Source organism: Pedobacter sp. ASV28 (genome assembly GCF_016428855.1).
Lineage (GTDB): Bacteria > Bacteroidota > Bacteroidia > Sphingobacteriales > Sphingobacteriaceae > Pedobacter.
Genome location: NZ_JAELTN010000092.1, coordinates 1 through 15,147, shown reverse-complemented (window position 1 = coordinate 15,147; position 15,147 = coordinate 1). Strand labels below are relative to the sequence as shown.

General features: G+C 39.4%; 15 protein-coding genes. 5 read left to right on the top strand and 10 right to left on the bottom strand.

The annotated features are described in order from the left end of the window. On the top strand, positions 1-356 hold a 356-nt coding region (locus JHD79_RS21240), incomplete at its 5' end, for a YdeI/OmpD-associated family protein (protein WP_199121370.1). A gap of 167 nt (positions 357-523) precedes the next feature. On the opposite strand, the gene JHD79_RS21235 is transcribed toward JHD79_RS21240, so the two are convergent. Next, positions 524-2,392, bottom strand: a complete 1,869-nt coding sequence (locus tag JHD79_RS21235) for a TonB-dependent siderophore receptor (RefSeq protein ID WP_199121369.1) — start codon at positions 2,390-2,392, stop codon at positions 524-526. A gap of 170 nt (positions 2,393-2,562) precedes the next feature. Here JHD79_RS21235 and JHD79_RS21230 point away from each other — a divergent pair, with 170 nt between their 5' ends. Together JHD79_RS21230 and ettA are read left to right on the top strand one after the other, a co-directional pair. Then, complete coding sequence (locus JHD79_RS21230; protein ID WP_199121368.1) at positions 2,563-4,041, top strand: PLP-dependent aminotransferase family protein; 1,479 nt, start codon at positions 2,563-2,565, stop codon at positions 4,039-4,041. Positions 4,042-4,420: 379 nt separating this feature from the next. After that, a complete protein-coding gene (gene ettA / locus JHD79_RS21225; protein WP_199121367.1) occupies positions 4,421-6,100 on the top strand; it encodes an energy-dependent translational throttle protein EttA in 1,680 nt (559 codons plus the stop codon). A gap of 102 nt (positions 6,101-6,202) precedes the next feature. Here ettA and JHD79_RS21220 read toward each other — a convergent pair whose 3' ends face one another. From JHD79_RS21220 to JHD79_RS21210, 3 genes are all read right to left on the bottom strand, one after another. Continuing rightward, positions 6,203-6,595, bottom strand: a complete 393-nt coding sequence (locus JHD79_RS21220; RefSeq protein ID WP_199121366.1) for a hypothetical protein — start codon at positions 6,593-6,595, stop codon at positions 6,203-6,205. An 11-nt stretch (positions 6,596-6,606) separates the two neighbouring features. Next, entirely contained in the window at positions 6,607-6,963 is a 357-nt protein-coding gene (locus JHD79_RS21215; protein ID WP_199121365.1) for a hypothetical protein, read from the bottom strand. A gap of 73 nt (positions 6,964-7,036) precedes the next feature. Beyond that, a complete protein-coding gene (locus JHD79_RS21210) occupies positions 7,037-7,462 on the bottom strand; it encodes a GbsR/MarR family transcriptional regulator (RefSeq protein ID WP_199121364.1) in 426 nt (141 codons plus the stop codon). 209 nt (positions 7,463-7,671) lie between these two features. On the opposite strand from JHD79_RS21210, the gene JHD79_RS21205 reads away from it, so the two are divergent. Then, a complete protein-coding gene (locus tag JHD79_RS21205; protein WP_199121363.1) occupies positions 7,672-8,058 on the top strand; it encodes a response regulator transcription factor in 387 nt (128 codons plus the stop codon). Positions 8,059-8,102: 44 nt separating this feature from the next. On the opposite strand, the gene JHD79_RS21200 is transcribed toward JHD79_RS21205, so the two are convergent. Both JHD79_RS21200 and JHD79_RS21195 read right to left on the bottom strand, forming a co-directional pair. Next, positions 8,103-8,330, bottom strand: coding sequence for a DUF1456 family protein (locus tag JHD79_RS21200; protein WP_199121362.1), 228 nt, complete (start codon positions 8,328-8,330; stop codon positions 8,103-8,105). 32 nt (positions 8,331-8,362) lie between these two features. Further along, positions 8,363-9,664, bottom strand: coding sequence for a DEAD/DEAH box helicase (locus JHD79_RS21195; RefSeq protein WP_370583366.1), 1,302 nt, complete (start codon positions 9,662-9,664; stop codon positions 8,363-8,365). Positions 9,665-9,884: 220 nt separating this feature from the next. Here JHD79_RS21195 and JHD79_RS21190 point away from each other — a divergent pair, with 220 nt between their 5' ends. After that, on the top strand, positions 9,885-10,358 hold the full coding sequence (locus JHD79_RS21190) for a ribonuclease H-like YkuK family protein (RefSeq protein WP_199121360.1): 474 nt from the start codon (positions 9,885-9,887) through the stop codon (positions 10,356-10,358). Positions 10,359-10,360: 2 nt separating this feature from the next. On the opposite strand, the gene JHD79_RS21185 is transcribed toward JHD79_RS21190, so the two are convergent. The 4 genes from JHD79_RS21185 to JHD79_RS21170 form a co-directional block, all read right to left on the bottom strand. Next, positions 10,361-10,948, bottom strand: coding sequence for a hypothetical protein (locus JHD79_RS21185; protein ID WP_199121359.1), 588 nt, complete (start codon positions 10,946-10,948; stop codon positions 10,361-10,363). A 72-nt stretch (positions 10,949-11,020) separates the two neighbouring features. Further along, a complete protein-coding gene (locus JHD79_RS21180; protein WP_199121358.1) occupies positions 11,021-12,061 on the bottom strand; it encodes a porin in 1,041 nt (346 codons plus the stop codon). 276 nt (positions 12,062-12,337) lie between these two features. Next, positions 12,338-13,696 carry an ammonium transporter gene (locus tag JHD79_RS21175; RefSeq protein ID WP_199121357.1) on the bottom strand — a complete coding sequence of 453 codons (1,359 nt, stop codon included), beginning with the start codon at positions 13,694-13,696 and terminating at the stop codon, positions 12,338-12,340. Between the two features lie 666 nt (positions 13,697-14,362). Then, a partial coding sequence (locus tag JHD79_RS21170) for a TIGR01212 family radical SAM protein (RefSeq protein WP_199121356.1) occupies positions 14,363-15,147 on the bottom strand: 785 nt, incomplete at its 5' end.

Sequence of the window (15,147 nt, the reverse complement as noted above, 5' to 3'; positions counted from 1 at the left end):
CCCCCCCCCCCCCCCCCCCCCCCCCCCCCCCCCCCCCCCCCCCCCCCCCCCCCCCCCCCCCCCCCCCCCCCCCCCCCCCCCCCCCCCCCCCCTCCCCCCACCCCCCCCCCCCCCCCCCCACCTACACTATGGCTCGATCGTCGGCAGCGTCAGATGTGTATAAGAGACAGGACCTAGCGAATGCCTTTGAAGACCATATGGGCGCTTTAGATTACTTTTCAAGTTTGAGCAAATCGACCAAAAAAATGATCCTACAATGGTTGGTACTTGCCAAAAGACCCGAAACACGGCTTAAAAGAATTAATGAGATTGCTCAACTTGCTGCCCAAAAACAGCGACCAAAACCGTTTACATAGAGAAGCATTATACTAAATATACCAGGTCTAAGTTTCATTTTCGGCGGCATTAACAACTTATTTACAAGCCGCTAATTGTTTCCATACATTCATTATCCTTCTCATAAAAAAACCGGTTTTCGAAGTTTAAAGATTTCAAAAACCGGCTCTAATGGAAATTTAGTTTATTATAACGTAAAACGATAATTGGCGCCTATGGCAAACCATCTTTTGGGCAAAGGTACTGCCGCAACTTCTAAATAATCCTTATTGAAAAGGTTGGTTACTTCAGTGTAAACATTCCACTGCTGTTTTCCGTATTGTAAACGAAGATCTGTAATCAAATAAGGATTTTTCAGCGCTCTTTCTATCCATCTATTGCCTAAGGTAAATTGCCAATCCGTATAAGCATAAACCAACCTCATCAGGGCCTGATGTTTTAGATTTTCCACGACGTATTTAGAAGTTACGTTTGTTGCATAATCCATTTCACCGGCATGTAAATAGTTATAACTTAAATCGTATTTCAAACTACTTTTGCTATTGAAATTAACCTTATGCCCTAAGCCAATGTTAAGTCCCTGCACTTTGTTGTTTCCAAAATTCTGGGGCTGATAAGGAACTGCCGATGAATTTCTTATCCAATCAATAAAATTGGAAATATTACGATAGAAATAACCGCCCTGAACCTGCAAACCTTCGTATTTATATTGAAGTGATAGCTCATACTGCCAAGCATTTTCAGACCTGAGATCCGGATTTCCAATATTGCCTGGTCGCTGGTTCAAATACAAATCAGTGAAAGAAGGTATACGCTGACTGGAACCTACATTAAATGCCAATTTCCATTTTGGCGTAAATAGATAGGCCACATCAATTCCTGGGAAAGCCTGCCAACCATAATCTGTGTTGTAATTTACATAGGTACCTACATTTAGCAACAAATTTTTAACCGCTTCCGTTTTATATTCCATATAAGCACCATGATTGTAGCGTTCCCTATCGCCTATATTGGTGCTTTCTATATTTTCAGATCGAGATTCTAGCCCAAAACCGAAATCACCTATGGTAGAATGTAGGGTACTATTTATTTCTGCAGACCATACAGCTGTTTTGTGCAAAGATCTCGCTCTGGTCAAATCATTTCTGAAATACCGATAATCGTCCCAGTTGTGACGTGCGCTAATTCTTGGTCTAATGCTAAAATTGTTGCTTAATTGGTGAGAAGAACCCACAGCAAATAAAGCCGTTTCTACAATTTCAAAAGCTTCTTTATCCCCTGGAGCAGCATAGTAACCGCTAGCACCAAAAGCATTATGGAGGTAGCCGCCCATCAAGTTCAGTTTATTTTTTTCATCAAAATCGATATTGCCCTGATAGAAAAACTTATGGTCGTAAGTGCTGCTGTTGTAACGTTGTCCGTTATAATCAGTAACGCCAAACCCAACTAAATGCCGGCCATTTTTGCCTGCCATATTTAAGGCTAACTGCGCAGAAGCACCGCCGTAAATGCCGCTACCATCGCCTAGCGCTTTATCTTCAAAAGAAGAACCTGCCTGAAGATTTACGTTTATTGATGATTGCTTTGCAGTTTTAGTAACGATGTTGATTGCACCTGTTAGGGCATTGATACCGTAAATACGTGCCGCTGGACCTTTCAACACCTCAATACGCTCGATAGCTGACAATGGCACTGGAATATTCATAGAATGATGCGCAGTTTGCACATCAGAAATTTTCACACCGTTTAATAAAATCAATGTCTGCTCAAAACTTCCACCATCAATACTAATATCTGCCTGCGTACCAAATGGCCCACGCTGACGGACATCTACGCCAGCAATGTAACTTAACACCTCATTAATTGATTTAACTGGCAATTGCGCAATCTGTTCTTTCGTAATCAGCTGGATATTTCTCGCTTGCTTGCTAAAAGGAGTTTGTAGTCTATTTTCGGAAATGATGATTTCGTTGAGTTTAGTCGTATCTTGTTTTGTTTCTTGAGCAAATGCAACTACTGAGGTAAGGATTAATATGGGTAGTAAAGTTCTCTTCATTGTGGAGATTGTTGTATGGTTATTTTTTTGGTTAATCGGTTAACTATTTAATTGTTTAATCGTTGAAATGACCAGTTACAAACTGAAAATGGCCAACGCTTTCGGACTTCCCAACTTCGATGCAAAACTCGTATCTTTCCGGAACATTAAAATAGTCCAGTTTTTAGAATATGAGTAGTCCGGTTGAAATTCCATTTTTAAGCTTCATCCAATTAGAAAGAAGTACCAAAACACCCATTTACCTGCAACTGGCACAGCAGCTTATCAATGCTATACAACGGGGCTACTTAATGGCGGGCACAAAAATGCCCGGCAGCCGTACCTTGAGTGAGCTCCTGCAGCTACATCGCAAAACCGTAATTGCCGCTTATGAAGAAATGGATAGCCAAGGTTGGATAGAAACACGGCCCAACAAAGGCACCTATGTCATTTACACCGCAGGTTCAAAATTTAACGAACGCCCATACAATTCGTTGATTTCCTTGGCCCACTATCCTTCTGAAACAGGTTATAGCTTTAAGCAATCTAATATTCTGGATAATCCATTTGAACATTCTTCTTGCACCTACCAATTTACCGATGGTACACCAGATATTCGTTTAACACAGGTCCATAATCTTTCCAGTCTTTACAGTGCTTCCCTAAAGCGGAAAAGCATGCACAAAAAGATGGCAAGCCAACAATATGAAAGTGAATATTTTAAAGAACAATTGAGCAACTATCTAAATATCTCCAGGGGTCTGCACATCTCTAAAAAAAACTTAGTGATTACCCGAAGCACCGAAATGAGTTTGTACATCATTGCCCAATTATTAATTAAGCCACAGGATAGGGTAATGGTGGGCGAACTGGGCTTGTTTACGGCGAATATGATTTTTCAAAAAGCAGGCGCCAAGGTGGCTACCCTACCCGTAGACGAACAAGGTATTGATGTGGGCCGGTTGGCAGAATTGCTAAAAACAACGCCCATCAGAATGGTATACATTACTCCCCACCACCATTATCCTACTACGGTAAGTTTAAGTGCGCAAAGGCGGGTGCAGCTCTTGAAATTGGCAAACGAATATGGCTTTATTATCATAGAAGACGATTACGACTACGATTTCCAATATGAAAAAGCAACCATAATGCCGTTGGCCAGTGCCGATTTGAACGGTATGGTGATCTATATCGGTTCATTTGGCAAATCTCTGGCACCATCGTTTAGTACGGGTTTTGTGGTAGCACCACAAAACCTGGTGTCAGAAATGCACAAGTATCTGGGCATATTAGATCGGCAGGGAGATGTTGTCATGGAACAGGTATTGGGAGAAATGATTGCCGAGGGCGATATACACCGACACCTCAAAAAATCGCTGAAAATTTACCAGGAACGTAGAAATCACTGCTGCAAGCTATTGATCGAATATTTTAAGGATGAAGTTTCATTTGATGTTCCTAATGGCGGTTTAGCACTTTGGCTGAAATGGAAAAAGCCCATTTCCTTGCTCAAACTTGCTAAAGTATGTAAACAGCATGATCTGTTCATTCCAAAGAATATCCTGTATCAAAATCAAAAACTCACGGCCATGCGTATTGGCTTCGGGCATTTAACTACGGAGGAGATGCAAAGAAGTTTGGAAATTATGAGTAGTTGTTTGGTTGGTTAGTTGGTTGGTTGGTTTTTTAATAGTTGCTTGTTATTGTCGGCTCGATCCAATTGCTATCGGACGGCAACTTTAATGCTTTATGTATATCCCTTGAAGACCATTCATATTAAAAATTACAAACATTGCACAGGCTTTCGTTAACTAAACGGGATAGCAGCGGAAAGCCCGGAATGAGCGTAGCGAAATGAGAACTTGTAGCGTATAGCCCGACTTGTGCTAATTTTATAAGCAGTTTGCTTTTCTAAAAATCAATCCGCTGTGGCTATGCCTGCTTTTACCAATAGAAAATTGAACTAACGCTATTATCTTCAGACATCGGACCTCTAACCTTCGGACTTTTCCAAAATAAATGGCATCTTTGCACAAACAAAATTTTATCATGTCAGACGAAAAAATCATATTTTCAATGGCTGGGGTCAGCAAGATCTATCCGCCACAAAAACAGGTTTTAAAAAATATATACCTATCCTTCTTTTACGGTGCTAAAATTGGGGTAATTGGTTTAAACGGTTCGGGTAAGTCGTCCCTATTAAAAATTATTGCTGGCTTAGATAAGTCTATACAAGGTGAAGTTGTTTTTTCGCCAGGCTATACGGTAGGTTATTTAGCGCAGGAACCAGAATTAGACCCAGAAAAAACCGTACGTGAAGTAGTAGAGGAAGGTGTTGCCGAAATTACCGCCATTCTTAAAGAATACGAACAAGTTAATGAAGCCTTTGGCCTAGAAGAAAACTATTCGGATGCCGACAAGATGGACAAATTGATGGCTAGGCAAGGTGAATTACAGGATAAAATTGATGCCGTTAATGCTTGGGAACTAGACTCTAAATTAGAACGTGCAATGGACGCGCTACGCTGCCCAGACCCGGAAGCCAAAATTGGTGTTTTATCTGGAGGAGAACGCCGTCGGGTGGCCATGTGCCGTTTGTTGCTACAAGAACCAGATGTACTATTATTAGATGAGCCTACCAACCACTTGGATGCCGAAAGTATCGATTGGTTAGAGCAGTTCTTACAAAACTATAAAGGAACCGTTATTGCCGTAACCCACGATAGGTATTTCTTGGATAACGTTGCAGGCTGGATTTTAGAACTTGACCGCGGTGAAGGTATTCCATGGAAAGGCAATTACTCTTCATGGTTAGACCAAAAAGCCAAACGCTTGGCACAAGAAGAAAAAACAGAGAGCAAGCGCCAAAAAACTTTAGAACGTGAGCTGGAATGGGTACGTATGGCACCCAAGGCCCGTCATGCCAAATCTAAGGCTCGTTTATCTAACTATGAGAAACTGGCCAGCGAAGACGGCAGGGAACGCGAAGAAAAATTGGAGCTGTTTATTCCTGCAGGGCCACGCTTGGGCAATGTTGTCATCGAAGCCAATAATATTTCTAAGGCCTACGACGATAAGCTGCTTTTCGAAAACCTAAGCTTTTCATTGCCTCCTGCAGGCATAGTTGGTATTATTGGACCCAACGGTGCCGGTAAAACTACTTTGTTCCGTTTAATTACCGGACAAGAACAACCTGACAACGGTGATTTTAGAGTGGGCGAAACGGTGAAACTGGGTTATGTAGACCAAATGCACAATGATTTAGACGCAGAGAAAACTGTTTATGAAAACATTACCGGCGGCTTAGACAATATGTTATTAGGCAACAAACAGGTGAACTCAAGAGCGTACGTCTCTAAATTCAACTTTAACGGTGGCGACCAGCAAAAGAAAGTTGGTGTACTTTCTGGAGGAGAGCGTAACCGTGTACATTTGGCAATCACCTTGAAAGAAGGTGCCAACGTGTTATTACTGGATGAGCCTACCAACGATATCGATGTAAACACCCTTCGTTCTTTGGAAGAAGCCCTGGAAAACTTTGGGGGCTGTGCGGTGATCATTAGTCACGACAGATGGTTTCTAGACCGTATTTGTACGCACATCTTGGCCTTTGAAGGCGACTCTCAAGTATATTTCTTTGAAGGGAACTACTCTGATTATGAAGAAAATCGTAAAAAACGATTGGGAGATGTGGCGCCTAAAAGAATCAAATACAAAAAATTAGCATAAACGCTAAAAAAGAAGGTATCTAAAAGCCTGTTTCGTCATCCAACTTTAGCTATGGTAAGCTGAGAATGACAGGGGCTGTTTCAGATACCTTCTTTGCTATTTTTAGGCTACAAATCTGGGCGGCTCAGGTATAGGCCTAGTTTGCTCCTTGGCTTTTCTCTTTCCCCTAAAAAAGAAATAGAGATTAATAAATAACATCAGGCCCAAATAAATAGAGAAACTCCCAATCTTATAGCTTAGCGCTTCCACCAATTCCTGATAATTATTATCGTACAAATTGATCTTCAGGATCATCAGCGCAAAACCAATGTTCAATAGGTAAAAACCCGTTTCAAAAAGTTTATTGGTAGCATAGGCTATTTCTTCCCTTCCCCTAAAAATATCGAGCATATAGATCTTGCTGTTCCTGAACAGGGTTTTTGATACATATAAGGTAAGTATTAATGCAATAGGTACATAAACTGCATAGCCGATCAGAATTTTTGTAGTTTCCATAACGTTGAGATTTATTGTTGTTTAATTAATTTTTGAACACTAGTCGCCAGTATAAAAATATTGAGGTAATGCAAAACAGATAAGATCATAATAATGGTGGCTATTTTTAAAGCAACTACTTCTACCAACACCGACACCGAAAATATGGGTTCCCAAAAAGACAGTGTAAGTGCACAATAGCCTATATTGACCAAGTAATAACCAATTAGCAATACCTTGTTGATTTGATGGCAGAGTTCCACATGCCCTGGAATTAATTCGGCAACGAACAAATTTCCGTTCTTATAACAGATCTTCCCTACCCATACAATAATCAGCACAATGAATAAAATAAATAGGCCATAGCCAAGGAGGTTGAGATTTTTCATAGCGCTATCTTTATTTTAAAATCCATTTATTTTAAAACTTTCAAAAAACATTGAAAATTTGTAACAAAAAAATTTACTTTAATATTTTCATCATCAACTTGCCCAGCCAATTGTCTTTATAAGTGGTTACCCTATCAATCATTTCGTCGGCCTTTGCCACAAAGTCATAAAGCTTTTGGGTTTGCTGAATAAAATGTTCGGCCGCTTTCGAACCGTCTGCCTCTATTACCGAAACTTCCTTTAACACCTTTAATGCGGGCTTAATCTCCCTTTTACTTCTTTCTTTTGCAATTTTGGTAGCCAATTCGTCCAAATCTTTCTCTGCTATAAAAAATTCTTTCCGTTCACCTGGCTTGTTTGCCTTGTATACAATTCCCCAATCCATCAAACTACGCAGGTTCATACTGGCATTTCCCCTTGATATTTGTAATTGTTGCATGATATCTTCCATGGAAACAGATTCGCTAGAGACCATAAGCAAGGCATGAATTTGGGCCATGGTTTTATTAATACCCCACTGCGACCCTAAAGCACCCCATGTTTGAACGAATTTATTTTTTGCTTCCTCAAATTGCATAGCCAAATATACACACCTTTTCTAAACTTTCAAAAATAATTGAAAGTTTTATTTAAAAATATTCATTTAATCTAAACCCAATTGTTAATTCATTGTTATGTAAATAGTTCAACAATGTTATATTTGCGCACATGAAGAAGATTATTGTAGTAGATGACGATGAAGAAGTACTAGAAACCATAGAGCTTGTTTTAGAAATTGGAGGTTATGATGTAGAGCCCTTAACAAATGCAGATAACATTTTTGAAACGATAATCAATTTCCAGCCCGATCTTATCATCCTGGATATTGTATTGGGCAAAATTGATGGGCGGGTAGTCTGCAATCAGATAAAATCTAACATCCAAACCAAGAACATCCCCGTACTTATGATGTCTGCCTTGTATCATGCCCAGGAAATAGGATATTTGGCCACCCCTCCAGATGATTTTATGCCAAAGCCATTTAAAATGGATGTGCTATTAGAAAAAATTGAAAACCTGATCAGCAAGAAAAAATTAAGGCACAATATTAATTAATATGGCCTTTAACCATTAGATTAACCAGAACCTGGCCCTATAATCTAATGGTTCTCTCTTGGGCCACGTTTATAAATAACTAGGCCATTTAGAAAATTTCGTAAGATTTGATCTCCACATTTCTTAAAATTTGGATGGTCATCCTTCCTGAAAATATCACCAAGTTCACTTTTGGTTACCGTAAAATTAACCAATTTGCAAATTTCAATGATTTGATCGCTATTTAAGGATAAGGCTACCCTTAATTTTTTCATAATTTCGTTATTGCTCATTCTAATTATAACTATAAAGATAAAAGATGCGCCTACATGGCAATTTCTATCTTTACCTTTTTGTTCTTTATTTTTTGATTATTTAGCTTTTTAAGTACCTGTTGGCTTAAATTACGTTTTATAGCAATATAGGCTGCCTGGTCTTTCACTTCGATCAGGCCTAGGTCGTCTTTGGTCAAACCTCCTGTCTTGATCAGAAACCCAACAATATCCACTTTATTGATCTTATCCTTTTTTCCTGCACTCAGGTAAATGGTCTGCCATATGCTGTCTTTGGGAATGGGATAAGTAGATTTAAGTTCTTCAACTTCTACCTCTTGGTCCAAGTAAGGGAACTTCTCCTCTTCGGCAAAGATCAGGTAAACCGTTCCTTCGGCATTCATTCTAGCCGTACGCCCATTTCTATGTAGAAATGCATCTTTGGTATAAGGTAACTGATAGTGGATAATAAACTCTACCTCGGGAATATCCAAGCCTCTTGCAGCCAGATCTGTAGTGATCAGGATCTGAACACTGCCATTCCTAAACTTTAACAAGGCCCGCTCCCTTTCTTCCTGCTCCATTCCACCATGAAATATATCATGCACCAGATCCTTATCAATCAAAAGATCACTTATCCTGTCCACGGTTTCTCGGTGATTGCAGAAGATCAACATCGATCGGTTGCCTATTTTACAGATCAACCTGAATAAGGTGTCCAATTTATCTTCCGCAGTGGTGGGTATTTTTTTTAATTTGATATTTGGCAGTACTTTTTCATGCTGTAAAAAATTCACTTCTTCATATGCCTTTAAGCCGGTAAATGCCGGAATATCTTCCATTGCCGTAGCAGAAGTAAGTATACGTTGCTTTATGGAAAAAAGCTTCGAGATAATTGCCGACATGTCATCTGTAAAGCCAAACTCCAATGCCTTATCGAATTCATCCAGTACCAACATTTCAATAGTGCTTTCGTCAAAATTTTGCGCCCTTAAATGAAAGGCAATACGGCCTGGAGTGCCGATCAACACTGCGGGAGGCTCCACCAGGTTGTTACGCTCCACCTTTACCGCATGCCCGCCATAGCAGCAGCTTACCTTAAAACCTGTAGCCATTTGCTTAAATACCTGTTCTATCTGTAAGGCCAACTCTCTAGAGGGGACCAAGATCAAGCATTGCACCCCTTTTTTATTCGGATCTAGTTTGCTAAAAACCGGGAGGAGGAAAGACAAGGTTTTGCCCGAGCCGGTAGGTGCCAAAACCACCACATCGCTACCTGACTGTGCTTTGTCGATCACTGTCTTTTGAATAGCATTCAGATCGGTAATTTTCAGGTTTTGGAGTAGCTCTTGCATTTTCATGACGTAAAGGTATACATTACAGTTGGAATGTAGTACTGGCATAATAAGCAATTCCTTTGAACAAGAATGGATCAAAAAAAGACAACAACACACCTAACTTGTTGAAAAACAATAAAATGTTAGCAAATAAACCATATATACTTAAACAAAATTTAACAATAAGGTCTTAATTTTAAGAAACCTGATAAAGGGTTTGCTTAATATCCAATAACTTATGACCTGGAAGAAATTTAGTGGCGAAGTTATTCATTCGTCCATCTTAGAAGAAGTAGAAAAAGCAATTCTCCGCGAAACTGAAAATGGCTACAAATTAAAGGTATGTATTGGCACCGATTCTCAAGTAAAGGGTGCACATACCGACTTTGCTACCGTTATCGTCCTACTCAGAGAACATCATGGCGGTTTTATGTACATTGCCCAAGATAAAACCACCCAGCAGATGGGCATTAAGGAAAGAATGCTGCTCGAAGTACAAAAGTCGATAGAAATTGCTTATTCCATATGTGACCTTTTGGACATCTACAATGTAGATCTAGAAGTTCATGCTGATATCAATACCAATCCCTCTTTCAAATCGAACAAAGCATTAAATGAAGCTATGGGCTATATTTTGAGCATGGGTTTTATATTCAAGGCAAAGCCCGAAGCATTTGCCAGCTCTACCTGTGCAGACAAAATGGTACATTGAGCTTACCATACCTTAGTGACCATCTTTTTTTCAGCAGGCAAACTGGTCTTTAATACAGGATCGGCCAGATGCTTTTTAATTTTTTCTGCAAAACTAGCTGCATATAATGCGGTCTGTGATCGATATTCTTTCCATTGTTCCGCATTAAACTTTGCTGGCTCGTTTTCTAAAGGAACTCCAACCGTTGTGCTGGGCACAAAATTACCGTACCTATCTTTTTGATAGGGAATAAATTTAAAATCTGTTAGCCAAAACCGATACTTATCCAACTTGGTTTCCAATACGAAATTATAATTTACCTCTCCAGAAGGATGTGAAACGACCACCATTGTTTTATTAATAATCAGCTTACCACTTGCCGAGAAAGTACTATCGGTCATTTGAAATTTAGTAGACTTTAAGCCCACTTTATTTTTCGCAAAAAAATCGAGCAACCTGACCTTTAAGGTATGTAAAGGTAAATCATGTAGCTTAACCACCTCGTAATAAATAAATTTCCCGGCTTCATCTTTTGGAAGCAGTTCGGTGTCCTGTGCCTTCAGATAAGAGCAGATACATAGCAGGTACAAAAATAATATGGAAACTTTCATGGCATACATTTTAAAAGCGCCAATATTATTATTGGCGCTCTTTGGGTTGTGATTAGTCCGACAGAGATCAATTTAGAAGCTATACACTGCAGCCAATGAAAATTGTGATGCAGATTTGTTTGGAGTAACACCATCTTTCTTGAAAAATCCTTGGGTAAAATCCTTATCACTGTCGAAGCGCACCTCCGGAATGAAGGTTAGCCCACCAGCTTTAATGTTTCCCGATAAAGTAAAGGAAGTAACACTGGCACTAGGTCCACCAGAAATCCCTTTATAATTAAAATATTCAGCCCTTAAACCTAAGGCAACTGCAGGCGTAAATGCATATTGTGGGTACAGTGCTACACCAGAATAACCAAATTTATCATCACCTGCGCTGAGGTTTGCCGCATTTAAACCTATTTTAACTTTATCGTTAATCTGATAGGCGGTAGTCAAATCCAATATGGTGCTGTAGTTCCCATAACCGTCCAATCCATGTAGGCCATTAATATAGGCCGTCCATCCTTCCACAGGAGAGACCATTAATTGTCCACCAAAACTAGATACCCCACGTGTAGCGGTATATTGGTTCCATTCATTGAACAGCCCCAACATTAGGCTCACTTTATCAGAAAACGCATAAGTACCTTTAATTCCGGCATTTTGGAATGGTCCGCTACCAAACAAATAAGAAGTAGAATAGTTGAAATTGGCCGCTGGTGAAATGACCTCATAGCCAATAAAAGTACCCATATAGCCTGCAGTCATGGTAAATTTATCGGTAAAGGCATAATTAACATACAAATTTTGAATATTGAAACCATTCTTTTCCGGATCGTAGCCACCAGTAACATCAGGAATAGATTGATATTGGCCTCTTGGACCAAAAGAAAGCTCGCCTACAAACGATGCCTTTCCAGTTGTTTTCTTCAACGCCAGATCAATCATACCTAAGGAAACGGAATTTTGCTCATTGGCAAAAAAGGTTTTGATATTGCTCGATTTATTTAAATCATATTTATAATAAGTATCTACAGAACCTGAGATTTCTAAAGGAGAAGCTTTTTCTTGGGCAACGGCAAGCGTTGCTGTACCAAATAATAAAAGAGAGAATGCAGCTATATTTTTCATTTTCAATAAATTTTAATGGTTAAAAATTGATCTTAATTTTCTCTAGGTAGACGAAAATTGATATAGCATAGCGCAAAATTTAATCAAAGCAATCCCACCAACCCCTAAGGTTGTAACCTAAATAATTGTTTTACAGCAACATCACCACAACCATCCGATTGTTTTCCGTAGCTTCTTTATTTCTACCCAATTCTGTTCACGTCACATTGTTGGGTAGAAAAAAGTATTTCAAACAATTAAAACCATCATGATTTTAAACTTAGCCTAAGCGGAGTATTATACATTTGGAATTTCCTGCCCCGACACAATCAAAGTACCCTGGGTATACTTTTCATTGTGCTGGCTAGCATCCAAGCCTTCTTCTTCTTCATCTGCAGTTACACGGATTGGAAGTACCAAATTAATGAGCTTAAAAATAATGAATGACACGACAAAGCTGAATACAACAACCAATAGCATTCCTTTTAACTGGGTAAAGAAGAATTCAGGATTGCCGTACAACAAGCCATCGGTTCCTGCCCCATTTACTGTTTTGGTAGCAAAAACACCGGTTAAAAGCATCCCTACAATACCGCCAACACCATGACAAGGGAAAACATCCAAGGTATCATCAAGGCTTGTTTTTTGTTTCCAAGCCACCACTAAATTAGAAACGATGGCCGCAAAAACGCCTATAAATATACTCGATGGAATACTCACAAAACCTGCACCAGGTGTAATGGCCACCAAACCTACTACCGCACCTATACAGAAACCAAGCACCGAAGGCTTTTTACCTCTTGCTGCATCAAAAAACATCCATGACAAACCAGCAGAACCTGCTGCAATATTAGTAGTTAAGAAAGCAGAAACAGCCAAAGCATTGGCACCAAGTGCCGATCCAGCATTAAAACCAAACCAACCAAACCAAAGTAGGCCTGTTCCGATCAATACGTAAGGGATATTGGCAGGAGGTACTTCCTTATGTTCAAGGTGTGATCTCCTACGTTTCAATACCAATGCACCTGCCAATGCAGCCATACCAGCCGAAATATGTACTACCGTACCTCCAGCAAAGTCTAATACGCCCATTTTAAACAGAATACCATCCGAATGCCAGGTCCAATGTGCCAATGGAGAATAAACAAAGATGGCAAACAGCACTATAAACAGAATATACGAAGTGAAACGGATACGTTCAGCTACCGCTCCTACTACCAGACCGGGCGTAATAATAGCAAACATCAACTGAAATACCGCAAACAACGACAAGGGGATGGTGCCCCATGCCGGACCTGAATTTACGCCCTGAAAAAAGAAGAAAGTTTTTGGATTGCCGATCAGCCCCCCAATACTATCTCCAAATGCCAAGCTGAACCCTACTACTACCCACAGAACAGTAATCACCCCGGCCGCAACCACACTTTTTATCATGGTCGACAGCACATTTTTACGATGCACCATCCCACCATAGAAAAAGGCAAGACCTGGCGTCATCAAAAATACCAATGCCGCAGCAACCAAAACGAAGGCCACATCAGCTGCGTTGTATTTGCCATCATCAAAGTTTGGCAACAAAGGGATAAATAAAGCGGCTACCGCTACAACAATCAATATTGCAAATGGAGCCCATTGTTTAAATAAAATTTTACTCATAATTTAAATTTTAGTGTCTGATTTTAAACCTAAATTATAAATAAAAATCAATTTTATGTTAAATTTTTTACAAAAAATAGTAAAAAATTAAAATTTTCACAATTTAAAACAATAAATAAGCCATAAATTACAATACAAAACACAAAAAGAACAAAATCAAACAAAATAAAAACTAAAAAATTAAGACAAAATCAAAAAAAAACAATTTAAAATTTAAAAACACACAACAAAAAACTAAAAATTACCCACAAAAACAAAAACAACAAAACAACAAAACCAAAAAAGACACAAAAACTAGAGAAAAAGAATTAAAAAATTACAATCACCTAAATTTTCGCACAATTCAATCAACTTTAACCGGCACGCGGAGACCCTCCACCTTTATTGTAGCATCAGAAAACTTTAATGATTATTATTCAACACAGTTCCTCACAAGAAATGTTCTAATTTTTCACGAGTATTAGCTCGTTAAGCTTCAAGACCAATTTTGGCTGGCATGGAAAGCCCCATAGGCCAAGGCAGTTGCCCTGTAGATAACCACAAAGAACATTCACCTTATGCGATAAGAAGATAAATCTTATAATAAACAATAGACATAATACGCCTATTCCTAGGCATTCTATGAATTAAAAAAAACGAGAAGAAAATTTTATAGCGTAACGCACATTACCCAGCAATTGGCTTATAAGCAGATCCCTGCACAACCCCCCTACGCTCAATCTCCTTATCCATATAGCTTTGTATGGAAGATTTATTCAGCCCCCAGTTGGGCGCAATCAACAAATCCCAATCAGAAATCCCAAACAAACGCTGAATAACAATGTCCGGCCTAAGCAACGGAATTAATTCGCAAAGTAAATCGGTGTATTCTTCGAGGGTAAACAACTTAAATGGCTCTTTTTTATATTTAACCCCCATAATAGATCCCTCTACAATATGCAGGTGATGAAATTTCACAAATTTGATCTGTGGAAACCGGTTGATCTCATGAATATAGCCCAACATCATCTCCCTGGTTTCCCACGGGAAACCAAAAATGGTATGCACACAGAGATCAAGCTTGGTATTTTCCAATAGCTTCACCGCCTCAACAAATTCACCATGACTACAGCCCCTATTAATCTGTTCCAATGTTTCGTCATAAATAGACTCCATGCCCATCTCCAGGTCCACATCAAAACGGTCGGTATAACTTTCCAAAAGGGCAACTTTTTCGGCATCGATACAATCGGGGCGTGTTCCTACTGCAAAGCCAACCACATCTTCGGTATTTACGGACAAAGCCTCATCATACATCATTTTTAAATAATGAACCGGCGCATAGGTATTGGTATTAGGCTGGAAATAAACAATAAATTTATCTGCTCTGTAAGAATGTCTTGCCCTAGACATCCCTTCAAAAAGCTGATCTTTAATATCCGGATTTTTTCGGGAAGGCTCTGGCGTAAAAG